We start from the raw sequence: 25,820 nt of genomic DNA, 5'->3' as shown, positions 1-25,820 counted from the left end.
GAGAGGGATTTGTAAATAAGGGATTTTTTTATTTCAAATTCTTGTTATATCTTCGGAAAGAATTTTGAATTTATGGACCAAGAGCGTTTTGATATTCCTTTTGAGGGCAACCGTATTATGGCAGATGCCAGGATTGACGGGAGTATGGAGTCGGAAGAAGATATTTGTGTGGAGGGGGTGATTTGTGGCAGTGTGTGCGGAGCAAAACGGGTGGTGATTAATAAAGCGGGTGTGATTGAAGGGGAGGTGAATTGCAGCGAATTGTATGTGAACGGTCGTATTACGGGCAATGTATGTGCTATCCGGCGGGCCGTAATGGGGGCGAGTGCGTTGATTGAAGGCGGACTGATTACAGCTTGCCTTGAAATCACTCCTGGTGCAAGGATTGAGAAAGGATTAAAATTAAAGAATACATCGAAGTAAATCAGGTGATTATTATGAGCAAAGAGAATCCGGGTAATGCCGTTAATTTGTTGTGCGAAGGCACTATGATTGTGGGTGATATTAAAACGAAGAATGATCTTCGTATTGATGGGATTATTAAGGGGAAGATTATTACTTCCGGCCGGTTGGTGGTTGGTAGTACGGCGAAGATCGAAGGGAATATAGATTGTACTAATGTGGATGTGCAGGGTGTGGTGATTGGTGATATTCTGGCTTCGGGGGCTGTGGCTCTGAAATCTCCGGCCCGGGTGATGGGCAATATCGCATCGGGTGTTGTCTCTATTGAGCCGGGTGTGATATTTAACGGGAATTGCCAGATGTCGAAGAAGGAGAGCCGGGAACCTGCAAAGGAGTGATTTATTCGTAGTTCGGGTATGAGGGTTTTGATATTGATTCCGGCTCGTTATGCTTCAACCCGTTTCCCGGGGAAGCCTTTGGCAGAAATAGGTGGCCGGCCGGTGATACAGCATGTGGTGGAGAAGGCATCTTCTGTTGCGGAGGATGTGTTTGTTGCGACGGATGATACCCGTATTTTCGAACGGGTGGAAGCGTTCGGCGGGCATGCGGTAATGACTTCCGAGAATCATAAAAGCGGTACGGACCGTTGTTTTGAAGCTTACCAGCACGTTGTGGCCCGGAATAAAAGGTCTTACGATGTTGTGGTGAATATACAGGGGGATGAACCTTTTATTTTGCCGGAGCAGGTCAGGTCTCTGGTTGCTTGTTTTGAAGATTCCCGGATTCAGATTGCCACACTGGCCAAGCAGTTTGAAAGCAGTGCGGATGTATTTGACCCTAATAAGGTGAAGGTCGTGTGTTCTGCGCGGCAGACAGCCCTTTATTTTTCCCGTTCGGCAATTCCTTATTGCCGGGGAACAGAACCGGATTGTTGGTTGTCTGCAACCGGTTTTTATAAGCATGTCGGGATGTATGCTTATCGTCCGGAGGTGTTGAAGGAGATTACGGCTTTGCCGCAGGGCGTACTGGAAAAGGCGGAATCGCTGGAGCAGTTGCGTTGGCTGGAAAACGGATATACGATAGCCGTGAGATTGACAGAGCACGAATCTATCGGGATAGATACTCCGGAAGATTTGGAGCGTGCGAATGCGTTTTACTGTTTGTGATTTGAATTTTGTTTGAATGAAATAAGGGCGTCCGGTATGAATCGGGCGCCCTCGTTTTTTTGTCATTCGGGATAATCCTATATTTACAGATCATCGGACGGTGTCAGATGGTCATGATGTCTTTTTCTTTCTGGATGAGGATATCTTCTACTTTTTTGTTATAGCTGTCCGTCATTTTCTGAATTTCGGCTTCTGCATCTTTTGATACATCTTCGGGAAGTCCGTCTTTTACCATTTTCTTGAATTCGTCAATGGCGTCGCGTCGTGCGTTACGGATGCTTACTTTTGCATTTTCACCAACACCTTTGGATTGTTTTACCAGTTCTTTTCTTCGTTCTTCGGTTAATGGCGGAACGTTTATGCGGACTATTTCCCCATTGTTGTCCGGGTTGAATCCCAGGTTGGCTACCATGATGGCTTTCTGGATGGGAGCCAGCATGCTTTTTTCCCAGGGCTGGACGGCGATGGTACGGGGATCGGGAACTGTGATGTTAGCGACCTGGGAGAGGGGGGTCGGGGTGCCGTAATAGTCTACCAATACATCGTTCAGGATTTTGGGATTGGCTTTTCCGGCCCTGATTTTTGCCAGTTCGTTTTCAAGATGGACAATTGCGTTTTGCATCAGTTCTTTTGCTTCGTCCATATACATTTTTACTTCCTCGTTCATGGGTTTCTTTTGTTTTGTTAATTCCTTGACCGAGCAAATATAGAAAAAAAAATGATACGGAACGGAGGCTGTTTTAAATTCTTCACCGGATGTTCTGAGGTTTGTGATGAAGGTTAGATGTATGATTGTTTTCGGATTTTCAGGATTAAATCTAACTTTGTCGTTCCGTAGGGGATTAATATTGATATGAAAAATCATGACGAGAAAAGATTTTGAGATAATGGCTCCGGTGGGTTCTTATGAATCTTTATATGCTGCTTTGCAGGGCGGAGCCGATTCTGTTTATTTCGGTGTGGAAGGATTGAATATGCGGGCGCGTTCTTCGGCTAATTTTACATTGGACGATTTAAAACGTGTGGCTGCAATATGTTCGGAGAAGGGCGTTAAGACTTATTTAACCGTCAATACGGTGATTTATAATCATGAGCTGGAGAAGATGCGCCGGGTGATAGGGTGTGCGAAGGAAGCCGGGCTGACTGCTGTGATTGCTTCGGACCTGGCTGCCATACTTTATGCTCATTCGATAGGTATGGAGGTGCATATCAGTACTCAATGCAACATTGCAAATTACGAGGCATTGCGTTTTCTTGCCCGGTATGCGGATGTGGTTGTGTTGGCCCGGGAGGTGTCGCTGGAGCAGGTGTCGGAGATTCACCGGCAGATTGTGGAGCATGATTTGCGTGGCCCGAAGGGGGGATTGGTTCAGATTGAAATGTTTGCTCATGGAGCTTTGTGTATGGCGGTGTCAGGTAAGTGTTATCTGAGCCTGCATGAGAAGAATGCTTCTGCCAACCGGGGGGCTTGTTACCAGATTTGCCGCCGGGCTTATACGGTGAAGGACCGGGAAAATGAGGTGGAGCTGGACATTGAAAATGAGTATATTATGTCGCCCAAGGACCTTTGTACGGTTGGGTTTATCAATAAGATGGCTGATGCCGGAGTCCGGGTTTTTAAGATAGAAGGGCGTGCCCGGTCGGCGGAGTATGTGAGGACAGTGTGCGAATGTTATAATGAGGCGGTTACGGCGTATGTGGACGGGAGCTATTCGGCAGATAAAATTGAAGGCTGGAAGGCCCGTTTGGCTACCGTTTTTAACCGGGGTTTCTGGGATGGCTATTATTTGGGCCAGCGGTTGGGGGAGTGGAGTGAGGTGTATGGTTCTAAGGCTACCAAGAAAAAAGTCCTGCTGGGGAAAGTGACCAATTATTTCAGCAATTTGCAGGTGGGTGAGTTTAAGATAGAGTCTTTTGATTTGCAGGTGGGCGAAGATATTCTGATTCAGGGTCCGACCACCGGAACGCTTGAGATAAAAGTCCGGGAACTGCGTCTGGACCTGGAGCCTGTGCAACGGGTGGAAAAGGGAGCTTTGTTTTCTATGCCGGTGACTGAGAAAATCCGCCGGGGGGATAAACTTTACAAATGGGTAGATACGACTCCGGATTTGATGCAGTAGACCGGTTATGGTTTTTCCGGGGAATGTTATACCTTTGTCTGGAAGTGTATATTGTTGATTTATTAAAAATTATATTGTCATAAGGTATGAAGGCTTTTTCGATCGTGGATTTCTGGAAGTTGGTCCGTCCTCACGTTGTTGTCGTGTTGCTTTTTCTGGTGCTTGCGATGGTTTATTTTGCTCCGGCATTAGACGGGAAGGAGATTCATCAGGGAGATGTGGAGAAGTTTATGGGCATGTCTCAGGAGCTGAGGGAATATTATCAGAAGGAGGGGAAATCCTCGGCCTGGACCGGTTCGATGTTTTCCGGTATGCCGGCTTATACTATCGGTGTGTGGGGTGGAACAGTGAATTTGCTGGATGTGGTTGAAAGGCCTTTTAAGGCTTTGGGCAGTAAGGATATAGGTGTGGTGTTCATGGCGATGCTTTGCTGTTATCTGCTTTTGCTTCTCATGGGGGCAAAGATTCCGGTGGCAGTCTTGGGGGCGATTGCTTTTTCTTTTTCTTCTTACAGTATAATTATTCTGGAGGCGGGCCATATCACCAAGGCCTGGGCCATGGCCTATATGCCTTTGGTGTTTGCGGGTTTTTGGCTGGTATTGAAAAGAAATTATCTCTGGGGAGGTAGTCTGTTTGCCTTTGCTTTGGCTTTGCAGATAAAAAGCAATCATGTGCAGATTACTTATTATCTTACACTTTTTTGTTTTATTGTTTTTGTGGGATATGCGCTTTCTTATCTTCGGGAGAGGGCCTGGAGGCCTTTGGTTTGTACTTTCTCGACCCTGTTTGTAGCTGTTGTGTTGGCGGCGTTGTGTAATCTGGGTAATCTGTATGCCAATTATGAGAGTTCGCATGAGAGTATACGGGGGAAGTCGGAACTTTCCCATGCTGTGGACGGGAAAACGGATAAATCGGGCGGTTTGGATAAGGATTATGCTTTTGCCTGGAGTTACGGAGTGGGTGAGACGTTTACTTTGCTGATTCCGGATTTTTACGGAGGAGCGAGCGGCGGAACTTTGGACCGCGATTCTCATTTGGCTAAGGCTATGCAAGCCCAGGGGTTTCAGGCTCCTTCACCTTTGCGCACAGCTACTTATTGGGGCGACCAGCCTTTTACTTCCGGGCCGGTGTATTTCGGAGCCATTGTTTGTTTTTTGTTTGTGCTGGCTCTTTGGTTGGTGCGTAATCCTTTGAAGTGGTGGATTTTTGGCGCGGTTGTGTTTTTTATTTGTCTGAGTTGGGGGCGGAATTTTGACGGTTTTAATACTTTCCTGTTTCATTATTTGCCTTATTATAATAAGTTCCGTACAGTGTCCATGGCTTTGGTGGTTCCGCAATTGGCTTTTGTGATTCTGGCGGTCTGGGGACTGGTGGAAATCTTTCAGAAAGGCATCAGTTGGGAAAAGTTGAGAAGGCCTTTATTGTACTCGCTTTATATTACGGGTGGGGTTTGTTTGCTGTTTATGGTATTGACACCATTTGATTTTTCGTCGGCCAGTGACGCTCATCTGGGGGTTCCGGATTGGTATCTGAGTGCTTTGCGGGAAGACCGGGCCGGATTGATGCGGGCAGACGCTTTACGTTCTCTGTTCTTCGTCCTGGCAGCTGTTGCCTGTATTTACGGTTTTGTGAAAAACCGGGAAAGTAAAATGGCAAAATATCTGCCGTGGACATTGGTATTTTTCGTGTTGCTTGACTTGTGGCTGGTTGACCGGCGTTATCTGAATAAGGATAATTTTGTTGCGAAAAATACTTATACTCAGGTTTACCGGGCTACTCCGGCCGATAAAATAATTTTGAAGGACCCGGATTTGTCTTACCGGGTGCTGTCGTTGAATAATCCTTTTAATGAAAGCCATATTCCTTATTTTCATAAATCAATCGGCGGGTATAGTGCAGCTAAATTGAGGCGGTATCAGGAGTTAATTGATTTGAAAATCATGCCTGAAATCCAGGCTGTCGGTCAGTCTTTCAAGAGTGGCAGGCTGGAGAGTATACAAGAGAGTTTTAAATCTGCTCCGGTGTTGGATATGCTGAATATGCGTTATCTCGTTTTTGACCCTTCCCAGGCTCCGGTTGTGAATCCTTATGCGTATGGGAATGCCTGGTTTGTGAAGGAAGTGAGAATGGTGGAAAATGCAGACGAGGAGATGTCGGTTGCCGGAACAGGTGGAAAGGATATTGCTTGGGTGGACCGGCGTTTTGCAGATGTTATCCGTGAAAAGTCATTGAAGACCGATTCGTTGGCAGAGGTGGTCCTGACTGCCTACAAGCCGAATAGTTTGGAATACGTATACCGGTCGGAGGAACCGGGGGTTTTGGTTTTTTCCGAGGTGTATTACCCGCATGGCTGGAAAGCTTTTGTAGACGGGAAACCAGTGCCTCATTTCCGGACAAACTGGATTTTGCGGGGAATGGAAGTGCCTGCCGGGGAACATCGGGTGGAGTTCCGTTTTGAACCGGATGCCTATTTTACGGCCCGTATTATTTCGACTGTGACGTCTGCCATTCTTTTGCTGGTGTTTGCCGGTTTGCTGGCCCGTGGTTTGGGCTGGGGGAAATGGTCGTAAACCGGAGAATAGCAAGGACATGGCTGAAAAATCTCTGAAAGGGAAAGCAGTTTCCGGGTTTATCTGGAGTCTGGCGGATAAAGCCGGACAGCAGGGTATGGCTTTTGTGGTGGGAATCGTGCTGGCCCGCTTGCTTTCTGTTGAGGATTACGGCCTGGTGGCGGTATTGGCTATTTTTACCGCAGTGGCAAATATTGTACAGGAAAGCGGGTTTTCTGCGGCTTTGATTCAGGCGAAGGAAGTTTCCCAGAAGGATTATGCTGCGGTTTTTTATTTCAATATCCTGGTCAGTACCACTATTTATGTTATTTATTTCTTTTGCTCTCCTTGGATTGCCTTTTTTTATGAAAAAGAAATTTTAACCGATTTGTCCCGTTTTATCTTTCTGTCCTTTCTTTTCAATGCCTGGGGGATTGTACAGCATGTACAGCTGATGAAAAGTATGAATTTTAAACAGATTACTAAAATCAACTTTTTTTCTGTTGTTTTTTCTTGTATTGTCGCTTTGGCCTTAGGTGTGGGAGGATATGGGGTGTGGGCATTGGCTGCCCAGCTGGTGGCGTTGAATTTTATGAAAGCCCTTTTGCTGTGGTGTTTCGGAAGCTGGCGGCCTTTGTTTTATTTCGACTGGGAGCCTATCCGGCGCTATCTGAAGTTCAGTATCAAACTGTCGTTGGCAACGCTTTCCGCAACGCTGGTGGGCAATCTTTTGCCTCTGGTGCTGGGTAAGTTTTACAGTATCGTGAAGGTTGGTTTTTACGGACAGGCTAATCGTTATTATAATTTTACTTATGAGGCGATGACTTCTCCGATTAATGCTGTTTCTTTTCCGATGCTGGCAGAAGCCCACAATGACGGCCGTGATTTGAAGCCTATTTTCCGGAAAACCATCCGTTTTGCCGCTTTTTTGAATTTTCCCGTCATGTTCGGGATTATAGCTGTTGCCCGTTCTTTTATTGTGGGTGTTTTGGGGGAGAAATGGGAACCTTCTGTAGAACTGTTGATCCTGTTTTGTGTTTACGGAATTTTTGCTCCTTTCCCTTCTTTGTTTATTAATTTACTTAAGACCCTGAAAATTTCCGGTAAAGTGTTGTATATGGAAATACTGAGGGAACTGCTGGTATTAGTCAGTATTATTGTCTGTTTCCGTTGGGACATTTATTATCTGTTGCTGGGCGTGACGGTGGCTAATTTTGTGTATTATGTCTGTTATGCCCGGGTTGCCGGAAAAAAGATACATTACACTTTGTGGGAACATTTTAAAGACATTGGTCCTTATTTTATTATCACTTTTGTTATGGCATTGATTGTGGCCGGTTTGTATTGGCTGCCGGTCAGTCTTACCGTTTTGCTTTTTATTCAGATTGCTACGGGAGGTGTATTCTATATTTCTGTAAACTGGTTGTTGCGTTCTTCTATTCAGCAAGAGATTTGGAAAATGGTTAAAAGATTTTTCGCATGATTAGCCGGAAGGTATGTAGCATCACGGCAGGACGGAAAGATACGAGGGGGGTGAACAATCCTTGAAGGTAGTATTTCCTGTATATGCAGTAAAAAACCCATCGATACCAGATGAAACTATGAAAGCGGGAAGAGGGGCCGGAGAGGCTGGTTTGGCAGGAAGCGAGTAGTTTTTTTAGCCATTGTCCGGCCTGACTCACAGATATTGAATCGGGTAAGGGGAGCAGATTTCCGATTGCGATGTGGGTCTGTAATTCGGTAGGGGTGAAGGAGAGCATCCGGGAGAGCTGCCGTGCAATGATCAGGTCTCTTTTTTGGGCGAGCAGATTTTCCTGGTTTTGGCTGGTATTTTGTTGGTGCCAACGGTAGTAGAGCAGAAATTCAGGAATATTATGCATTTGGGTCAAATGGGAAAGGCGTTCCCATAAGTCATAGTCTTCCGCTACGGGAAATTCTTGTCGGTAGAGCAGATGGGACAGCAGTTTTTTTCTGAGGACGACACTGGATTGGACGAAAGAGGACTGGAATAGTAAGTTGACCCGGATGTCGGCGTCTTCTTCCGGCATCTGGATGTGTCCTACGGTTTCAAGATTTTCATTTATTTTTCTGGCCCACGTTCCGCATATTCCGCATGCGGGGTGGTTTTCAAGGAATAACACCTGTTTTTCCAGCTTCTGTTTCTGAGCTATGTCGTCACAATCCATGATGGATAAGTAGGTCCCCTGAGCTTCCGTGAAGAGCTTGTTACGGGTGTAGACGATTCCGCTGTTTGTCTGGTTTTCCAGTACCTTAATCCGGGAATCCCTGTATTGCCGCACGATATCCATAGAGCGGTCGGTGGAGGCGTCGTTGCAAATCAACAATTCAAAATCGGTGAAGGTCTGGCAGAGAATGCTGTCAATAGCTTCTTTTATGTATTTTTCTCCGTTATAAACCGGCATAAGGACAGATACAAGCGGCATAGCATAATGATTAAAGTATGGCATTGCAAATATAAGATTTAGTAGGGTAACTATATACACCTTTATACCAACCTATGATTCTTTTTTCCGCTACGCTTGAGATGTTTTTCAGAATTTAAATGCTTTAATGATATTGCACGGAAAGGAATAGATTCTGGATAAGATATATTATATTTGTTTGATAATTTATAATGTTGTTCTCTTATTTTTGAGATATAGTATATATTTGCCATGGAAGAAAAGGCGCAATCCCATCGGATTTATAATCAGTCTGTCGATATAAATCTTGATACAGTAAAGCGTTTCTGGGAAAAACGGGTGGATAAGGATAATTTATTGGGGTCTGTGATGTTGCGTGACCATGATGATATTCCCCGGCAAAGGGATGTTCATGAAAAAAGATTGTTGGAACAGATATTGACCTGTCGGGAGGAGGATGTTGTTTTGGATATTGGTTGTGGTGTCGGCCGGTTGGCTGATTTTTTTGCTGAAAGAGCGGGCTTGTATCAGGGGATTGATTTTATCAGTCAATATATCGAGGGTGCCCGGCAGCGTTATGTCTCTTGTCCGAATGTGGTTTTTACGGAGATGTCGGCACTGGACATCCGGGAAGAGGGGCTGAGCAGGCAGGAATACGATATTGTTGTGGCAACCGGATTGATGATGTATCTGAATGATGCGGATTGTGAGAAATTGATGCGTAAGCTTTGCCGGTTGGTTCGTAAAGGCGGACGGGTGTATCTCAGGGAATCGGTTTCTGTCGTGGGTATGCGGCTGACTCTGAAAGATTTTTTCTCGGATGAGTTGTCTGTTCATTATAGTGCTGTATACCGGACGATAGGTGAGTATGTAAATTATTTTGAGAATTGTTTATTTGCGAATGGTTTCCGTTTGATAAAGACTGACTTGTTGCTGACTCCGGAATTGGGGGCCAGAGAGGAAACCAACCAGGCCTATTTTTATTTGGTAAGAGAATAATGAATAAAAAAGTTGCTTTTTGTCTGGATTTGGACGGTACAATTACGCGGGAAGAGATTTTGCCATTGTTGGCGCGTGATTTGGGACTGTTTGAGGAGATGCTGGCTTTGACTGAGGCTACGATAAAGGGAGTGATTCCTTTTGAACGTTCGTTTAAGCTTCGGACGATGATTTTGAATGCTATTCCGTTGTCGCGGGTGCAGGAGATTGTCAGTCAGGTGGCTTTGAGTCCTCTGATTGTAGATTTTATGCAGGCCCACCGGGAGAATACGTTTATTGTTACCGGCAATTTAGATGTCTGGCTGAAGTCTTTGGTCGAGAAGATCGGAGTCCGTACGTTTTGCTCGTTAGCTGATTATAAGGAGGATAAATTGATCGGAGTCCGCGAGATACTGAATAAGGGAAAGGCTGTCGAACAGTTGCGTGCAGAGGGCTTTGAAAAAATCATAGCGATAGGAGATGGCATGGGGGATGTTCCCATGTTTGAGAAGTCTGATTATACCATTGCTTACGGAGGGGTGCATACACCCATCAAGACTTTGATAGAGTTATCCAATGTTGTTGTATTTACAGAGGAGGCATTATGCAGAATGTTGAACACGTTATTATAAGTTGTGCCGGTCTGGGTTCCCGATTGGGGTTGAATAAGCCCAAATGTCTGGTGGAAATCGGCGGTAGGGCTCTTATTGATTATCAGCTGGATTTGTTAAAGGATATTCCGGATATCCGCATTGTGGTAGGGTTTATGGAGGAGGAGCTGATAGAGCATGTCCGGAGTATTCATCCGAATGTTACTTTTATCCGTAATCCGGATTACCGGACGACGACGAATGCTTATAGTTTGTATCTGGCATCTGCTATGCTGAAAGAGCCGTTTTTGATTGTAGACGGTGATTTGTTGATAGACCGGCAGAGTTTTCATGATTTTGTCCGGCATATTGACGGTTCGTGTTCTCTTATCGGAATTACTCCTTCCAAGACGGAAGAGGCTGTTTTTGTTTTGTTGGATGATGAGAACAGAGTTACTGGTTTCCGGCGTCAGCCCCGGACTGACTATGAGTGGTCGGGAATTGCTTATCTGAAAGATATAACCATTCACCGGGAAGGGAAGTATGTTTTTTCGGAGATAGAGCCGCATTTGCCGGTGAAGGCGGAAGTAATCAAATGTTTTGAAATAGATACTCCGGAAGATATGGATGTGGCTATCCGGGGATTTAAAACTTTAGGTTATTAGGTATGGAAGATTTATCCCGTTATAATCCGGAAGGTTCTGTTTTGAGGAAAGCCCAGCGGCGTATGTTGGAGATTGCGATGGAAGTGGCCCGGATTTGTGATAAGCACGGTATTCCCTATTGGATTAATGGCGGCACTTTGTTGGGGGCGGTCCGTCACGGGGGATTCATTCCGTGGGATGATGATTTTGACATTGAGGTATTGGAGAAGGATTATGCTCCTTTGCTGAACATTTTAGAGCGGGAATTGCCTTCGGATTTTGTTGTACATACCCGTGACAATGATAAGAATCTGCCCTGTGTTTTTGGAAAAGTGAGGGAGTTTAAGTTTAAGACGGAGGACCGCGAGTCTGAGAATTTGAGGTATACCGGGTTGTATATAGATGTTTTTCCTGTTGAGCCTACTTTCCCACGGTTACATTTGTGGCTTAACCGTTATTATGTGAAGGTTTATTATTCTCTTTTTCAAAGAAAATATAATCTGTTGTTGCTGAGGAGTCTGATGGTTGTTCTGAAAATAATGGCCGGGACAGTTCGTGTTGTGAGTCGGATTACCGGTTCCAGGTATCTGATGTACCGTTTCGGTCAGAATTCCCGTCAGGTTTATACTTATGATATGATTTTCCCTTTGAAGAAAATTGATTTTGAGGGAGTTCCGATTTCTTGTCCGCAGGATGTACATCGCTATCTGGTGGCCAATTTCGGGGAAAGTTATATGACGCCTCCTCCGGTAGAGAAGCGTGTGCCTCATTTTAAAACCATTATTCCTTTGGAACAGGACTGACCAGTCCACGGCTGACCCAGTAGCGGAAACGTACCAACATATTGGCTTTCTGTGGTTTTAAGGTCAGCATGTAACGGAACCAAAGGATGAGGGTTGCTCCCCATTTCAACATTTCCACGAATATTCTACGGGGATATTTTCCGTTTGCTTTTGCCCGGATGTGTTCGCTCCGGCCGGTGCCTGTGGCTTGCTCCCGGATGAATCGGGCGGTGGTCCGGCTTTCCGGGACGAGATGATAGACCACAGCTTCGGGGATGTATGCAATTTTATGGCCGGCGTCCAGAATCCGGAAGGCGATGTCTTTTTCCTCTCCTCCCATAAGAGAGCGTTTCACCCGGCCCAGGGCAGTGTTGAAATTTCCGCATGTATTGAATACGCTTGTCCGGAAAGTCATGTTTGAGCCCCGCGGATATTTTCTGTTTTTTTTATCCATCAGATAGGGGTGGGAAGCCGGATGGAAATATCCCAGGAGGGAGTTCATATACGGGTTTTCCCAGGCCGGAATCTTACCGAGATACCGCAGATAAATAGGGCCTCCGACTTCTGCAATGCCAGGATTGCGGTGGAGGTAGTCACATACTTTTTCAAGAAAATCCGGTGCCAGGACGGCATCATCATCGGCAAAAGTGATGTATTCTCCTTTTGCTTCTTCTATTCCCCGGTTGCGGGCAAAGGACAGGCCTTGGCGGTTTTCCACCGTGTACCGGATGTGGTAGTCAGGGTGGTCTTTGATAAAGGACTGACAAAGGGTTGCCGTATGGTCGGTGCTGTTGTTGTCAATCCATACGATCTCAAAAGAATTTTTATCATAGCTTTGCCGGAGGATTGAATCCATCAAACCGGGCAGGAACTGTTCCCGGTTGTAGGTGCAAATGACTACTGATATTTTAAAAGAAAATTCCATGAGAGGGGGATTAGTTTCCGGTTAAACGATTTATCTCGGGATGGGTTTGGGGAATGAAGATGAAATCTCCGTCAAAGTCTGCCGGTAGTTTTTCATAAGCGGTCAGTTTCCGGTTCTGCAGTTGATAGGCATTGTAACCGAGGGAACCGAAGAGTTGCAGTACCTCCTGGCGGTTCTGGTTCCAGACCTCAACCTGGACTATCGGCCGGTGTCTGGCAATGATTTCCTTCAGGTCGTTCAGGACGATTGCTTCAAAACCTTCAATGTCGCACTTGATGTAGTTCAGTTTTTCCAGGTTATTGAAGAGTTTGGAAGGAATCTTCATTTGGGCCGGAAAGGTTAGTTCCTGTTCATTGAGTTGTCCGTCTTTTTGCGGATTATAAACGTGGGGCAGGCCTGTGTGCATGTAGCCGTTGTGCAGGGGTGCTATCAGGGTGATCTCCTTTTCTTCCAGTCCGAGGGCATAGGGATAAAGGGTGATGTTTTTGCAATGACGGGTCGCTTCCCGGAAAATCTCGTTGTAAATCCGGATGGGCTCGACGGAGAATACTTTACCCCGGGGGCCTGCCCATCGGGAGAATAGTTTGGAGTAATACCCCAGATTGGCTCCGATGTCGAGTATGTAATCTCCCTGATGAATCAGCCGGCGGACAAAATAATGATATTTGTATTCTTCTGTATTTTTCAGGAGTCCGAAGCGGTAAGCAAAAAAATAACCCCGTTGGAGGAGGCGCAGGTAGTTTTTGGTGCTTAACGTGCGAAAAGCCAGCCTTTTTAAGTGAAGTTTCATGTTGAATTTGTTTTTACAAAAATACAATATATTTTGGTATTTATATACATGTTGATACAGCGTGCTGGTATTCTTTTGTCGTTTTATCCATTCCCCTTGCATTTGACATTGTTCCGGCAGGAAATTACAAAGTCGTCAGCGGGAACCAATGCTGAAAACCAGTTGGGGCGTAGCGGAAAAATAATCATGAGTTGAGTGGAAAGATGTATATAAATACCTAAAATATTTTGATAAATTTGATGATTGAAAAAATGTTTGTATGAAGATTGTCATCCTGGGCACTGCACATCCTTACCGGGGGGGATTGGCTGCCATGAATGAAAGACTGGCCCGGCAGTTGATGGAAGAAGGGCATGAAGTAGTGATTTATAATTTCACCCTTCAATATCCAGGCTTTTTGTTTCCCGGTAAGACGCAATACACGGATGAGAAAGCTCCGGAAGGAATACGCATTGTCCGTAAAATTAATTCCGTTAATCCCTGCAATTGGTGGAAGGTGGGAAGGGAGTTGAAGAAACTTTGTCCGGATTTGATTATCATTAAGTTCTGGATTCCCTTTATGGGGCCTGCTTTTGGGACTATTGCCCGTTTGGCAAGGAGAAACCGCCATACCCGGGTGGTATGTATTGCGGATAATATGATACCTCATGAAAAGCGGATAGGCGACCGTATGTTTACGGTCTGGTTCACCGGAGGGGTGGACGGTTATATTGCTATGTCGCATGAGGTGTATGATGACATCGGGAAGTTGGTCCGGTCGCCTGAACGCCGGTATACCCCCCATCCGGTGTATGACCACTATGGGGAGATTATCAGCCGTGAACAAGCTTTACGGGAGTTAAAATTGGATCCGGACTACCGTTATTTGCTGTTTTTTGGTTTTATCCGTGATTACAAAGGATTGGATTTGTTGTTACGGGCCCTTGCTGATTCCCGCCTGAAAGATTATCCTGTACGGCTCATTGTAGCGGGAGAATTTTATTCCGACGGGGAGTTTTATGTTGATTTGATTCGTCAGTTAAAATTGGAAGACCGGGTTATTTTGCATACGGATTATATTCCGAATGATAGAATCAATCAGTATTTCTGTGCTGCTGACCTGGTGGTTCAGCCTTATAAAACGGCTACGCAGAGCGGAGTGACTCAAATCGGGTATCATTTTAATAAGGCGATGTTGGTGACGAAAGTAGGGGGACTGGGTGAAATTATTGCTGACGGTCGTTCCGGTTATGTTGTGGATCCGGAGCCTCGTGCTATTACTGCAGCTATCCTTGACTTTTATGAGCACCGGCGGCAAGCTGCTTTCGAACAGGAAACCTCGCTCCGGAAACAAGAATTTTCCTGGAGCCGTATGGTGGAGGTCTTGATGGAGCTTTACCGTTCGTTGAGGCTTTGAGTCAGTTTTTTCACTAATTTGTATTTGTTGAAAAATTCCTTGAGGATGACTCGGATTACCGTATAAGAGGGGATGGCCAGAATCATTCCCGGTATTCCTGCCAGACTCCCTGCCATTAAAATCACCAGGAAAATCTCCAGAGGATGGGCGTATACGCTGTTGCCATAGATGTAAGGCTGAAACACGACATTGTCTATTAACTGGGTGATTGACATGATGACAGTTTGATAGATAAGCAACGGAAGCATTTGGTGATAAAATTCCATATCCAGGTTTAACACCACACCTACGGCCAGTCCGAAACAGATGCCGATGAGGGGCCCGATGTAGGGAATGACATTCAATATACCGGTCACTAAACCTATGACGAGCGCATGGTTGAAATCGAAACCGACAAATGTCATGCCGGCAGTGTTCAGAGTCATGACTCCCAATACTTCAAGCAACAATCCCACGAAATACCTTACCAGTAGTTTTTGTATGGAATCCAAGGCATTACGGGCTTGTTCCTCATAACGGGAAGGCACGATGGCCAAGACCATGCCGGAGAATAAACGGCTGTCTTTCAAAAAGAAAAAAAGAATAAAGGTAATGGAAAACAAAGCGACAAAAATATCGCTTACTGTTCCCACAACCGTGCGGAACCAGATTTTTAACCGGGCTATGTTAAACAAATCGCTGAGTTGCCGGGTGATGTAGGCATTTACATCTTCGTTTTCGTCCAACAGACCATAGTGTTTCAGAAAATGGCCTGTGTTGTCGATGGGACTTTGCAACTGACTGACGATATTCGATACGCTGACATTTCCCAGAGACTGAAATTCCCGTACTGCTAAAGGAATGATTGTAACGAAAAACAAAATGAACAGCAACCACAGGCAGATCACTGTTATGGCGGCTTTTGCTGTTCCCGGTAAATAATGTCCCCGGAATTTCACTCTGCTTAGCAGGTCAATGATGGGTTTGCCGATGAAAGAAATAACGGCAGCTACCAATATATAAATAATCACAGAAAAGAAATACCACGAGAAAAAAATGGCAGCAATCAGGGCTACGAATCCCAAAATATATTTTGTAATAGTATTCATGTTTTTTAAGTGGTTGCCCCTTTGTTGCATAACTTTATTTTTCAAAAATAATCAATTTATATGAATCCTTTCTCTGTTGTTTAAAATAATTTAAAGAAACAAGGCTTCAGTTCTGTTCTATAATGAAAACTTTTATAATTTTATTACGTTTATTTCCTAATGAAACAGAAATTGGCCATATGTTGAAATGTCTTTGGAATATTTACCGTGATGGCTTCAGCCATTTACCCCGTTGGGGGAAAATGCTCATGATAATTGTTGTGGCAAAACTTTTTGTTTTGTTTTTTGTTTTTAAATTCCTCTTAATGCCTGATTATCTGAACAACCGGTATACGACAGATGAGGAAAAAAGTAAACATGTCCTGAATGAATTAATCACTAAACCTTAACCCTATGCTGTTTGAATTGAATTCCGCTTCTTTGATTGAATGGTCGCGCTGGCAGTTTGCCATGACGGCGATATATCATTATATGTTTGTTCCGTTGACCCTGGGATTGTCTTTTTTACTGGCTGTCATGGAAACGATGTGGGTGAGGACGGGCAAGGAGGAATGGCTCCATGCCACCAAGTTCTGGATGAAGCTGTTCGGTATTAATTTTGCCATCGGGATTGCCACCGGTTTGATTCTTGAGTTTCAGTTTGGTTCTAACTGGTCCAATTATTCTTGGTTTGTCGGGGATATTTTCGGTGCCCCCTTGGCTATAGAAGGACTTTTTGCCTTTTTTCTTGAGGCTACTTTTTTTGCTGTGATGTTTTTCGGTTGGAATAAAGTAAGCCGGAGGTTTCATCTGACTGCTACGTGGCTGGTTTTTGTGGGGGCGAATATTTCGGCTTTGTGGATATTGGTTGCCAATGCCTGGATGCAAAACCCGGTGGGTATGGAATTTAATCCTCTTACTGCCCGTAATGAGATGGATGATTTCTGGGCTGTCTTGTTTTCTCCAACGGCGATGAATAAATTTTTCCATACCGTTACTTCGGCCTATACTCTGTCTGCCTGTTTCGTTATTGGAGTCAGTTCCTGGTTTATTCTCAAGAAGAGGCATCTTGAGTTTGCCCGTAAAAGTATACTCCTGGCTTCGGTATTCGGATTTTTGAGCATTCTCCTGACTATTTTTACCGGCGATACCAGTGCCCGGGATGTTACCCGTACCCAGCCCATGAAGCTGGCAGCTATGGAAGGCCTTAACCGGGGTCAGGAAGGAGCAGCCCTTACGATTATAGGATTTCCGGTGAAAGACGCTGCACTTCCTTCCGGGCGTATGCGTAGTGTGGAATACGGCATTGCTGTTCCGAAGGTGTTGTCATTCTTAGGATATCATGACTTTAACGCATTTATACCGGGAATAGAAGATATTGTAAATGGATATACCTCCCATGACGGAAAGGTTTATCCTTCCATTCCTCAAAGGATGGCTAACGGACGCCTGGCCATAGAGGCCTTGAAGACGTATAAGACGGCTTTGGAAAAAAATAACGGCTTGCTGGCACAGGAGGCCCTGGAAACGCTCCGGGAAAATTATCCGGATTTTGGTTATGGGTATTTGTCATCTCCCGATGAGGCTATTCCGCCGGTTGTCCCGGTGTTTTACAGTTTCCGGATTATGGTCGGGCTGGGACTTCTGTTTGTTTTGCTGTTTGTCGTTTCCTGGTGGTATGCCAAAAAACGGAAGTTCCATAAATTCCGTATCATCCCTTATCTGGCTATTGCATGTGTTCCTTTGGCTTATGTTGCTTCCCAATGCGGATGGATTGTTGCGGAAGTGGGGCGCCAACCCTGGGTAGTACAGGATTTGATGCCTACTAATGTTGCCATTACCCGCATTGCTTCGGGGTGGGTTATCACAACTTTCTGGATGTTTGCCCTGTTGTTCACCTTGCTGTTGATAGCCGAGCTCAGTATTATGTTTTCCCAAATCCGGAAGGGAGTAAAAGAATAGATTGTCACACTTTAATAAATTACCATAGTTATGGAACTGGATATATTGCAACATTATTGGTGGATTCTCATTTGTATTTTAGGAGGGGCACTGGTGTTTCTGCTTTTTGTGCAGGGAGGACAAAGCCTGCTGTATACGTTGGGAAAGAGTAAAGAAGAACGGGATCTGATTGTCAATGTCATCGGAAATAAATGGGAATATACTTTCACTACGCTGGTGGTTTTCGGAGGCGCTTTTTTTGCCAGTTTTCCCCTGTTTTATGCGACCAGTTTCGGGGGAGCCTATGTCGTGTGGATGCTGATTTTATTTTGTTTTGTTTTGCAGGCCGTTTCTTATGAATACCGAAATAAAAAGAATAATTTTCTCCGTACCCGTACTTATGAAATTTTCCTGATGATAAACGGATTTGCCGCTCCTTTTTTGCTGGGTGCTGCTGTTGCTACGTTTTTTACAGGCTCTCCTTTCCGGTTGGGAGAGATGCACGAGGTGGAATGGATGACTCCCTGGAGAGGGCTGGATGCTTTGTTTGTTTTCACCAACTACTTCTTGGCTTTTGCTGTCCTTTTTCTGTCGCGCACGCTGGCAGCCCTTTATTTTATCCTCATGGTGGACCATCGGGAGATCCAAATGCGGAGCCGCCGGCAGGTGTGGTATAATGCCATTCCTTTTGTGGTTTTCTTCCTGCTTTTTTTAGGCTTTATCCTTGCCGGCAAGGGCTATGCCATAAATCCGGATGGTTCTATTGAACTGGTGCCTTACAAGTATTTCTATAATTTATTGGAAATGCCTGTGAATACCATCCTTTTGGTTATTGGTGTGGTGGCGGTACTGTATGGTATCCTCCGCACTTTGATGTCCCCACAATGGCAGAAAGGCATTTGGTTTTCAGGTAGCGGAACTGTGCTTACTGTTATTAGTCTTCTTGTTATAGCCGGCTTTAACCATACTGCTTTTTATCCTTCTTCCACCGATTTGGATTCTTCGCTGACCATATACAATGCATCTTCTTCCCTGTATACGCTCAAAGCAATGGCCTGGGTGTCGCTCATTGTGCCTTTCGTCATAGCATACATCTGGTATGTATGGCGTTCTATGACGAAGAAGGCGGTGAATCCGGAAGCATTACAGCAGGAAGACCATACTTATTAAAGTAGCGCAATGTTCAATACCTCCTGTATGGAATCAACATAATGGAACTTTAATCCTTTCAGGTATTCTTTTTTGATATCTTCTATGTCCTTTTGGTTTTCACGGCATAAAATGATTTCTTTGATGCCTGCCCTTTTGGCTGCCAGGATTTTTTCCCGGATTCCTCCCACAGGGAGTACTTTTCCCCGGAGTGTGATTTCGCCGGTCATGGCGATGGCTTTTTTTACCTTCCTTCCGGTGAGGGAAGAGACCAAGGCGGTGACCATTGTGATGCCTGCTGAGGGACCGTCTTTCGGGACTGCGCCTGCCGGAACATGGACGTGAATGTCGTTTTCCTCAAACATTTTTTCGTCTATTCCGATTTTTCCGGCGTGGGATTTGATGTATTCCAGAGCGAGGGTGGCCGATTCCTTCATTACATCTCCCAGGTTGCCTGTCAGGCTAAGGTGGCCTTTGCCTTTGCTGTAGCTGGATTCAATGTAGAGAATTTCTCCGCCTACGGCTGTCCATGCCAAGCCGGTAACCACGCCGGGCAGCTCGTTCCCCTGGTATTCTTCGCGGGAAAAAATAGGGCTTCCTAAATATTCTTTTACTTTGGCTTCGTCGACCGTTACCGTAAATTTTTTATTCATGGCCACCTTGCGGGCTACATGGCGCATGATTTTTGCAATGGTCATGTCTAAGCTGCGGACTCCGGACTCCCGGGTATATTTTTCTATGATGATGTCTATGATTTCATCCGGGATGGAAATATTGCTTTCAGTGATACCATGATTTTCCATTTGTTTCGGAATCAGGTGGCGTTTGGTGATTTCTCTTTTCTCTTCCAGCAGGTAGCCGCTGACTTCAATAATCTCCATACGGTCTCTTAGTGGAGCCGCAATGGTACTCAGGTCGTTGGCTGTGGCAATAAACATCACTTTTGACAAATCGTAATCTATATCCAGGAAATTATCATGGAAACTCCCGTTTTGTTCGGGGTCTAAAACTTCCAACAGGGCTGATTGGGGGTCTCCTCTGAAATCACTTCCCACTTTGTCGATTTCGTCTAAGATAAACACAGGGTTTGAAGTACCTGCTTTTTTTATGTTTTGCAGGATGCGTCCCGGCATGGCTCCGATGTATGTTTTCCGGTGGCCCCGGATCTCAGATTCGTCATGCAGGCCTCCTAACGACATCCGCACAAATTCCCGGTTTATGGCTCTGGCGATGGATTTGCCCAATGAAGTTTTTCCTACTCCCGGAGGACCGTATAAACACAGGATGGGAGATTTCATATTGGCCTTGAGCTTTAGTACAGCTAAATACTCGAGTATGCGTTCTTTAACCTTTTCCAGGCCAAAATGGTCGGCATCCAGAACCTCTTTGGCGTGGGTGAGGTCTAAGTTATCTTCGGAACAATGGTTCCAGGGCAGGTCCAACATTTCCCGCAGGTAGTTGGATTGTACCGAATAGTCCGGAGCTGCTGGATTCAGGCGTTTGAGTTTATTCAGTTCTTTGGAAAAAACTTCACTCACCTTTTCGTCCCATTCTTTCTGTAGGGCCAATTCCTCTAATTCTTTGATTTCTTCGTCTATCGGATTCCCTCCCAATTCGTCCTGGATGGTTTTGATTTGCTGGTGCAGGAAATATTCCCTTTGTTGTTTGTCAATATCCATTTTCACTTTTTTCTGGATATCGTTTTTTAGTTCCAGCAAGCTCACCTGTTTGCTTAGAATTTCCAGCAATTTGATAGCTCTCTGTTTCAGATTGTCAATTTCCAGCAATTCCTGTTTGTTCCGGTAATCCACATCGGTGTTTGAAGAGATGAAATTGATGAGAAACAGCATGCTTTCGATGTTTTTCAAGGCAAATCCTGCTTCATTGGGGATATGGTTGGAATATTTTACAATTTTCCCGGCCATTTCCTTCAGGGATTCTGCAATGGCATTGTATTCTGCATCGTTTTCCGGCAACTCCTCTTCTTTTTTCAATAAAATCTTACCAACATGATAAGGGTCATCGTAGAGAATGTCTTCCAACTGGAATCTTTTCTTGCCCTGGATAATGGCAGTCGTTGTCCCGTCCGGCATTTCCAGTATTTTCAGGATGGAAGCTATCGTACCTATCTGGTAAAGGTCGTTTATACCGGGATTTTCTGTATTGGTGTCTTTTTGAGCAATGACTCCAATCAGTGAATTTTGTTTATAGGAATCCCGGATTAGTTTTAGAGATTTATCGCGGCCGATGTTAATCGGAATAATGACTCCTGGAAATAATACGGTATTCCTGAGTGGTAAAATTGGCAGGGTGTCGGGAATTTGTATATTGTCATTCAGCAGCTCTTTTTCGTCCCCCAGTATGGGCAGGAAATCTGCCGAATCTTCTCCCATGTTCTCTAATAATACTGCTTTCAGATTTATTTTATTCATTTATTTGTCCTCTCTTTTTATAGGTTATGAAATCTTTTACTTAAAAATGACTGACATTCTGTCATTATTTCGTATTGGAAAAAGGATTCCATACTGATAGCGCAAATCTTGTGCCACAGTGTAAAATAAGGATTTTTTCAAGTGGTTGGAAAATGGGATAAAGAAAAGGTCATAAAGAGAACCGGCCGGAAAGTAAGACTTCCGGCCGGTTCTCTTTATTTGAGATAAAGAAAAAATTATTTCTTTCTTTTTTCCATGTGGTCTTTGTAACGGTTCATGAATTTGTCTACACGTCCGGCAGTATCCACTAATTTCACTTTTCCTGTATAGAACGGATGAGAACTGTTAGAGATTTCCAATTTAACGAGCGGATATTCAACACCGTCAATTTCGATGGTTTCTTTCGTTGCTACGGTAGATTTGGTCAGGGTTGTCACACCATTAGACATATCTTTAAATGCTACCAATCTGTAATTTTCAGGATGTATGCCCTTTTTCATTGTATGTAAATTTTAAAATTATTCTTTCCATTATCGGACGGCAAAGATAATTCATTCATTATAAACTGCAAAGAAAAACGAGTACTTTTTTTGTTTCAGGAGGGTCTGTTTTGCTTGACGGGCGGGCTTTGGTTGTTGGGATGAAAGGTTTTGCCTGCTGCTGCGGTTCGTTTGTTTTTTTTGTTTTTATCTTTGTTCTGTCAAGTATTCAGTTAAGGAAAAAAATGGAGCGGATTGAAGATAAGGATTTCCCGTTTTATCGGTTTAAACAGTTATCCGGCCGGCCGGATATCCGGCATTTTGTTTCTTCCGGCCGGAAAGACATCGGTTTTGCTGAGGCCGTTGATCCGGCAGTTATTCGCCGGAACCGGATGGAGTTGGCGCAAGTTGTCGGTATTGAGGTGGAACGGTGGGTAATTGCGCATCAGATTCATTCGGCAAATGTTGTTGTGGTTGGCGGGGAAGATGCCGGGAGGGGAGCTTTGGACCGGGAAAGCCGGATTCCGGACGCCGATGCATTGGTTACGGACCGGGAAGGTATCTGTTTGATGGTTTTTTCTGCCGATTGTGTGCCTGTCCTTTTATTTGATTCTGTGAAAAAAGTGATCGCTGCGGTTCATGCGGGATGGAGGGGAACGGCAGCGCAGATCGTAGTGCGGACAGTTGAAAAGATGCGGGAGAGATATGGAAGTTGTCCTGCGGATATACGGGCCGGTATCGGGCCTTCTATCGGTAAATGCTGTTTTGAGGTGGAGGAAGGTGTGGCTGCTGTCTTCCGGCAGTTGTTTCCGGCGGCTGGCAGTATCGTATCTGCCGGTAAGGTTTCCGGAAAATATCAGGTGGATTTGTGGGAGGCGAATCGTCTGGAGTTGCTGACGGCAGGTTTGAAGGCGGAAAATATTGAGGTGGCAGGACTATGTACGGTGTGTCATCCGGAACAATTCTTTTCTTATCGCAGGGATGGCTCAAAAGCCGGACGTTTCGGGGCCGGGATTATGCTGTGCTTTCGGTGAGACGGAGCTATCCGATAAGCCATTCGATGACCGGCACCAGGATGGCAGTCATAATACCCATAACTCCTATGGCCAGTCCGCTGATGGCTCCTTCGATAGCACCTAATTCCATTGCCCGGGCTGTACCAAGCCCGTGTGCGGCTGAGCCGAGTGCCAATCCTCTGGCTACGCGGCTTTTTATACCGAGACGCTCCAGTATGAAAGGGCCTGAGATTCCTCCGAAGATTCCTACAACGACGACAACTACTGCTGCAATGGAGGGAATGCCTCCCGAACGTTCGGCAATGCTCATGGCAATTGGTGTGGTGACTGATTTTGGTTCGAGCGATGCGATTAATGCAGGATCAGCTCCGAAATAGCGGGCAATGGCAATGACACTTAAGATGCCGGTAACACAACCGACGAATACAGACGTGATGATAGACAGAGCGTTGGCTTTTAATTGGGCAATTTGTTCGTAAAGTAAATATCCCAAAACAACCACTGTGGGGCCCAGCAGGAAATTCAGAATCCGGCTTCCTTTTTCAAAAGATTCGTAGGAGATTCCTAAGATGTGGGTGATGCCGGCCAATGCCGGAATAGAAATCAACAGGGGATGCAACAGTTTGAATTTTGTTTTTTGGAACAGCCAGACAGTTCCCAGATACACTCCAATGATTAAAGTGAGTATGAATATTTCTGAGTTTAATAAATGGTCCATAATTTTCAGAACGATTAACGGTCTTCTGCGCCTTTCCGGTGTTTTTCAAACCACTCCTGGATGCTGGCTACCACGACAATAACGATAACTGTACTGACGGCACAGGCGAGTAGTATGGCTTGCCAATATCGGGATAGAATATCGAGTGCATTGACAATTCCGACTCCTGCGGGAACAAAGAAAAGCGCCATATTATCGCACAGGAATCGGGCTATAGGCTTAATCTGTTGAGGTTTTACAATTTTCAGGCATAAGGCGGCAAAAAGCAACATCATTCCAATCACACTGCCGGGGATGAACCCATTTAATAACCAACCGGTTAATTCTCCTAATACGAAGAAGAAAAGAACGATAAAAATACCAGGTAGCATAAAACAGTACTGTTGAGGGAGGAGGCGTTACAGGTTATTGATTATTTCCCGGAACAGGGCAGTCATGCGGGGTTGAGCTGTATTGCCGATATCCTGGACTTCCGTATGGTCGGTTTTAATTAATTCAGGAGAGGCGGTGCTGTTGGTGATGACCGACATACCGAAACATTCCATGTTCATATGACGTGCCACGATAATTTCGGGAACGGTAGACATACCTACCGCATCTCCTCCGATCACCCGGATCCAATTGTATTCGGCAGGTGTTTCAAAAGAGGGGCCTTGAAGGCCGGCATATACTCCGTATTGTAATTTTATGCCTAACCGGGCGGCACATTCATCGGCTATCTGACGGATGCGGGGACTATATGCATCAGTCATGCCGGGGAAACGCGGGCCTAATTCGTCCATATTCTTTCCGCGCAGCGGGTGTTCCGGAAACAGATTGATATGGTCAGTAATAACCATCAAATCACCTACTAAATAGGAAGTATTCACACCGCCTGCGGCATTGGAAACGAAGAGTTGTTTTATTCCAAGCTGATGCAAGACCCGTACGGGAAAAGTGACATCTTGCATGGAATATCCTTCGTAGAAATGAAAACGTCCTTGCATGGCGATTACATTTTTTCCTCCGAAACGTCCGAGCAACAGATTCCCTTTGTGTCCCTGGACTGTTGAAACCGGGAAATGGGGTATTGCTGCATAGGGAATAGCATGGACGATTTCAATGGATTTTCCCAAGTCTCCTAATCCTGTCCCTAAAATAATGCCAATGGTATATTTTTCCCCTTCCAGAAATCGGGATATGTAGGCTGCGCTATTTTTTATTTTTTCTAACATATTCGGATATTTCGTTTAAAAATAATTTTTTGTCCTGGATAAACTCCGGAATCACCGGAATATAATAGATTTGTTGTTTCAGTTCTTCTGTCAGTGTGCAAATGTTGAGGCGTACGGCGTCTTTTTCCGTTGTAAAAATATATTTTTCTGTTTTTTTTATCTGTTGGAACCGGGTTTCTATTTGCCGGATGTCTTTTGCACTGAAATGGTGATGGTCCGGAAATTTTAGGGAAATGACATCCGGAGTAAAGTGTTTCAGATAATCCAGGTAAGGGCCCGGTTGGGCAATGCCGGTGACGCATAAGATGGTACTGGCTGGAGAAGGTGTAGCCGGAGCTGCGTTTGCAGAAAGCGGTTGGATGGCTCCGTAGCCCAGTTTTGTGAAAAATAACTGCTGATAGGGTTTTATTTTCAATTGTTTGGATAAAATCCGTCTTTCAATGGGTTGCAGACTGGACGGGCATTTGGTGACGATGATATAGTCGGCTCTTTTTAAAGCATTGGCATTCTCCCTAAGCCTTCCGGCAGGTAGAAGACAATCTTCGTGAACGGGGCGGTTGTAATCTACCAGTACGATATTTTTGTCTGCTTGTACATAGCGATGCTGGAAGGCGTCGTCTAAAATGATTACTTCCGGAGGGCAGTCCTGGGCCAGTAATTTTTCGATGCCTCTGACCCGGTTTCCGTCACAGGCAACCTGTATGTCCGGAAATTTCTTTTTTATTTGCATCGGTTCATCTCCTATTTCCCGTGCTGTGGAGTCCGGTGCGGCCAGCACGAATCCGGATGTTTTACGTTTATATCCCCGGCTGAGGCAGGCAATCCTGAATTTCTTTTTTAATTCGGCAATAATCATTTCTGTGTGGGGAGTCTTGCCGGTTCCGCCTACTGTAATGTTGCCGACACAAATTACGGGAACACTGAAATTGCGGGATTTTAATATTCCGACATGAAATAAAACATTCCTAAACTCGATGATAATGCCGTAAACTAAACTTAGTGGCAATAAGAGGACTTTTGCATATGCCATATCGTTTGC

At 45.0% G+C, this 25,820-nt stretch carries 26 protein-coding genes; 15 read left to right on the top strand and 11 right to left on the bottom strand.

What is annotated here, in order from left to right:
• The first annotated feature begins 72 nt into the window (after positions 1-72).
• Genes D1136_RS03320 through kdsB form a run of 3 tightly spaced genes read left to right on the top strand, consistent with a single transcriptional unit; the run spans position 73 to position 1,568 of the window.
• Complete coding sequence (locus D1136_RS03320) at positions 73-423, top strand: polymer-forming cytoskeletal protein (protein ID WP_161876197.1); 351 nt, start codon at positions 73-75, stop codon at positions 421-423.
• A 14-nt stretch (positions 424-437) separates the two neighbouring features.
• Positions 438-800, top strand: coding sequence for a polymer-forming cytoskeletal protein (locus D1136_RS03315; RefSeq protein ID WP_161876196.1), 363 nt, complete (start codon positions 438-440; stop codon positions 798-800).
• An 18-nt stretch (positions 801-818) separates the two neighbouring features.
• Positions 819-1,568 (top strand): 3-deoxy-manno-octulosonate cytidylyltransferase, encoded by a 750-nt coding sequence (gene kdsB / locus D1136_RS03310; protein WP_161876195.1) that lies wholly within the window; start codon positions 819-821, stop codon positions 1,566-1,568.
• Between the two features lie 103 nt (positions 1,569-1,671).
• Here the strand turns inward: kdsB and frr are convergent, their stop codons facing one another.
• Complete coding sequence (gene frr, locus D1136_RS03305) at positions 1,672-2,235, bottom strand: ribosome recycling factor (protein WP_161876194.1); 564 nt, start codon at positions 2,233-2,235, stop codon at positions 1,672-1,674.
• A 196-nt stretch (positions 2,236-2,431) separates the two neighbouring features.
• Between frr and D1136_RS03300 the strand changes: the two genes are divergently transcribed.
• The 3 genes from D1136_RS03300 (at position 2,432) to D1136_RS03290 (ending at position 7,720) form a co-directional block, all read left to right on the top strand.
• Positions 2,432-3,688: a peptidase U32 family protein gene (locus D1136_RS03300; RefSeq protein WP_161876193.1), complete on the top strand. Its 1,257-nt coding sequence runs from the start codon at positions 2,432-2,434 to the stop codon at positions 3,686-3,688.
• Between the two features lie 86 nt (positions 3,689-3,774).
• Positions 3,775-6,258 (top strand): YfhO family protein, encoded by a 2,484-nt coding sequence (locus D1136_RS03295; protein ID WP_161876192.1) that lies wholly within the window; start codon positions 3,775-3,777, stop codon positions 6,256-6,258.
• 19 nt (positions 6,259-6,277) lie between these two features.
• Positions 6,278-7,720, top strand: coding sequence for a lipopolysaccharide biosynthesis protein (locus D1136_RS03290; protein ID WP_161876191.1), 1,443 nt, complete (start codon positions 6,278-6,280; stop codon positions 7,718-7,720).
• Here the strand turns inward: D1136_RS03290 and D1136_RS03285 are convergent.
• On the bottom strand, positions 7,701-8,705 hold the full coding sequence (locus D1136_RS03285; RefSeq protein WP_237566970.1) for a glycosyltransferase family A protein: 1,005 nt from the start codon (positions 8,703-8,705) through the stop codon (positions 7,701-7,703). The genes D1136_RS03290 and D1136_RS03285 overlap by 20 nt on opposite strands.
• A gap of 207 nt (positions 8,706-8,912) precedes the next feature.
• On the opposite strand from D1136_RS03285, the gene D1136_RS03280 reads away from it, so the two are divergent.
• From D1136_RS03280 to D1136_RS03265, 4 genes are read left to right on the top strand one after another with little or no spacing between them, the layout of a single operon-like run.
• The gene (locus tag D1136_RS03280; RefSeq protein ID WP_161876189.1) at positions 8,913-9,659 is read left to right on the top strand and encodes a class I SAM-dependent methyltransferase; all 747 of its coding nucleotides are present in this window, start codon (positions 8,913-8,915) and stop codon (positions 9,657-9,659) included.
• Positions 9,659-10,270 carry an HAD-IB family phosphatase gene (locus D1136_RS03275; protein WP_161876188.1) on the top strand — a complete coding sequence of 204 codons (612 nt, stop codon included), beginning with the start codon at positions 9,659-9,661 and terminating at the stop codon, positions 10,268-10,270. Before D1136_RS03280 ends, D1136_RS03275 begins: the two co-directional genes overlap by 1 nt.
• Positions 10,243-10,893, top strand: coding sequence for an NTP transferase domain-containing protein (locus D1136_RS03270; RefSeq protein WP_161876187.1), 651 nt, complete (start codon positions 10,243-10,245; stop codon positions 10,891-10,893). The genes D1136_RS03275 and D1136_RS03270 overlap by 28 nt, the downstream gene beginning before the upstream one ends.
• Positions 10,894-10,895: 2 nt before the next feature.
• The gene (locus D1136_RS03265; RefSeq protein ID WP_161876186.1) at positions 10,896-11,675 is read left to right on the top strand and encodes a phosphorylcholine transferase LicD; all 780 of its coding nucleotides are present in this window, start codon (positions 10,896-10,898) and stop codon (positions 11,673-11,675) included.
• Here D1136_RS03265 and D1136_RS03260 read toward each other — a convergent pair.
• A complete protein-coding gene (locus D1136_RS03260) occupies positions 11,653-12,579 on the bottom strand; it encodes a glycosyltransferase family 2 protein (protein WP_161876185.1) in 927 nt (308 codons plus the stop codon). The two genes, D1136_RS03265 and D1136_RS03260, sit on opposite strands and share 23 nt — an antisense overlap.
• Positions 12,580-12,589: 10 nt before the next feature.
• On the bottom strand, positions 12,590-13,369 hold the full coding sequence (locus tag D1136_RS03255) for an FkbM family methyltransferase (RefSeq protein WP_161876184.1): 780 nt from the start codon (positions 13,367-13,369) through the stop codon (positions 12,590-12,592).
• A gap of 259 nt (positions 13,370-13,628) precedes the next feature.
• Here D1136_RS03255 and D1136_RS03250 point away from each other — a divergent pair, with 259 nt between their 5' ends.
• Entirely contained in the window at positions 13,629-14,765 is a 1,137-nt protein-coding gene (locus D1136_RS03250) for a glycosyltransferase (protein WP_161876183.1), read from the top strand.
• Here D1136_RS03250 and D1136_RS03245 read toward each other — a convergent pair.
• Positions 14,744-15,853 carry an AI-2E family transporter gene (locus D1136_RS03245; protein ID WP_161876182.1) on the bottom strand — a complete coding sequence of 370 codons (1,110 nt, stop codon included), beginning with the start codon at positions 15,851-15,853 and terminating at the stop codon, positions 14,744-14,746. The genes D1136_RS03250 and D1136_RS03245 overlap by 22 nt on opposite strands.
• 122 nt (positions 15,854-15,975) lie before the next feature.
• Between D1136_RS03245 and D1136_RS03240 the strand changes: the two genes are divergently transcribed.
• The 3 genes from D1136_RS03240 to cydB are packed head-to-tail and all read left to right on the top strand — an operon-like array spanning position 15,976 to position 18,943.
• Positions 15,976-16,242, top strand: coding sequence for a DUF4492 domain-containing protein (locus tag D1136_RS03240; RefSeq protein ID WP_370461307.1), 267 nt, complete (start codon positions 15,976-15,978; stop codon positions 16,240-16,242).
• Between the two features lie 7 nt (positions 16,243-16,249).
• Complete coding sequence (locus D1136_RS03235; RefSeq protein WP_370461310.1) at positions 16,250-17,794, top strand: cytochrome ubiquinol oxidase subunit I; 1,545 nt, start codon at positions 16,250-16,252, stop codon at positions 17,792-17,794.
• Positions 17,795-17,824: 30 nt separating this feature from the next.
• Complete coding sequence (gene cydB / locus D1136_RS03230; RefSeq protein ID WP_161876179.1) at positions 17,825-18,943, top strand: cytochrome d ubiquinol oxidase subunit II; 1,119 nt, start codon at positions 17,825-17,827, stop codon at positions 18,941-18,943.
• On the opposite strand, the gene lon is transcribed toward cydB, so the two are convergent.
• Both lon and D1136_RS03220 read right to left on the bottom strand, forming a co-directional pair.
• Positions 18,940-21,315, bottom strand: coding sequence for an endopeptidase La (gene lon / locus D1136_RS03225; protein ID WP_237566976.1), 2,376 nt, complete (start codon positions 21,313-21,315; stop codon positions 18,940-18,942). The two genes, cydB and lon, sit on opposite strands and share 4 nt — an antisense overlap.
• Positions 21,316-21,590: 275 nt before the next feature.
• Positions 21,591-21,854, bottom strand: coding sequence for a type B 50S ribosomal protein L31 (locus D1136_RS03220; RefSeq protein ID WP_161876177.1), 264 nt, complete (start codon positions 21,852-21,854; stop codon positions 21,591-21,593).
• A gap of 224 nt (positions 21,855-22,078) precedes the next feature.
• On the opposite strand from D1136_RS03220, the gene pgeF reads away from it, so the two are divergent.
• Complete coding sequence (pgeF, locus tag D1136_RS03215; RefSeq protein WP_161876176.1) at positions 22,079-22,867, top strand: peptidoglycan editing factor PgeF; 789 nt, start codon at positions 22,079-22,081, stop codon at positions 22,865-22,867.
• Positions 22,868-22,874: 7 nt separating this feature from the next.
• On the opposite strand, the gene D1136_RS03210 is transcribed toward pgeF, so the two are convergent.
• Genes D1136_RS03210 through lpxK form a run of 4 tightly spaced genes read right to left on the bottom strand, consistent with a single transcriptional unit; the run spans position 22,875 to position 25,811 of the window.
• On the bottom strand, positions 22,875-23,567 hold the full coding sequence (locus D1136_RS03210; protein ID WP_161876175.1) for an LrgB family protein: 693 nt from the start codon (positions 23,565-23,567) through the stop codon (positions 22,875-22,877).
• 14 nt (positions 23,568-23,581) lie between these two features.
• A complete protein-coding gene (locus tag D1136_RS03205; protein WP_161876174.1) occupies positions 23,582-23,938 on the bottom strand; it encodes a CidA/LrgA family protein in 357 nt (118 codons plus the stop codon).
• A gap of 27 nt (positions 23,939-23,965) precedes the next feature.
• Positions 23,966-24,781 carry a purine-nucleoside phosphorylase gene (locus tag D1136_RS03200; RefSeq protein ID WP_161876173.1) on the bottom strand — a complete coding sequence of 272 codons (816 nt, stop codon included), beginning with the start codon at positions 24,779-24,781 and terminating at the stop codon, positions 23,966-23,968.
• On the bottom strand, positions 24,759-25,811 hold the full coding sequence (gene lpxK / locus D1136_RS03195; RefSeq protein ID WP_161876172.1) for a tetraacyldisaccharide 4'-kinase: 1,053 nt from the start codon (positions 25,809-25,811) through the stop codon (positions 24,759-24,761). Before lpxK ends, D1136_RS03200 begins: the two co-directional genes overlap by 23 nt.
• Positions 25,812-25,820: the final 9 nt, after the last annotated feature.

Source organism: Odoribacter sp. Z80, from assembly GCF_009935865.1.
Taxonomy (GTDB): domain Bacteria; phylum Bacteroidota; class Bacteroidia; order Bacteroidales; family Marinifilaceae; genus Odoribacter.
The sequence above is the reverse complement of the archived record's forward strand: the minus strand, read 5'-3'. Positions and strand labels throughout refer to the sequence as shown.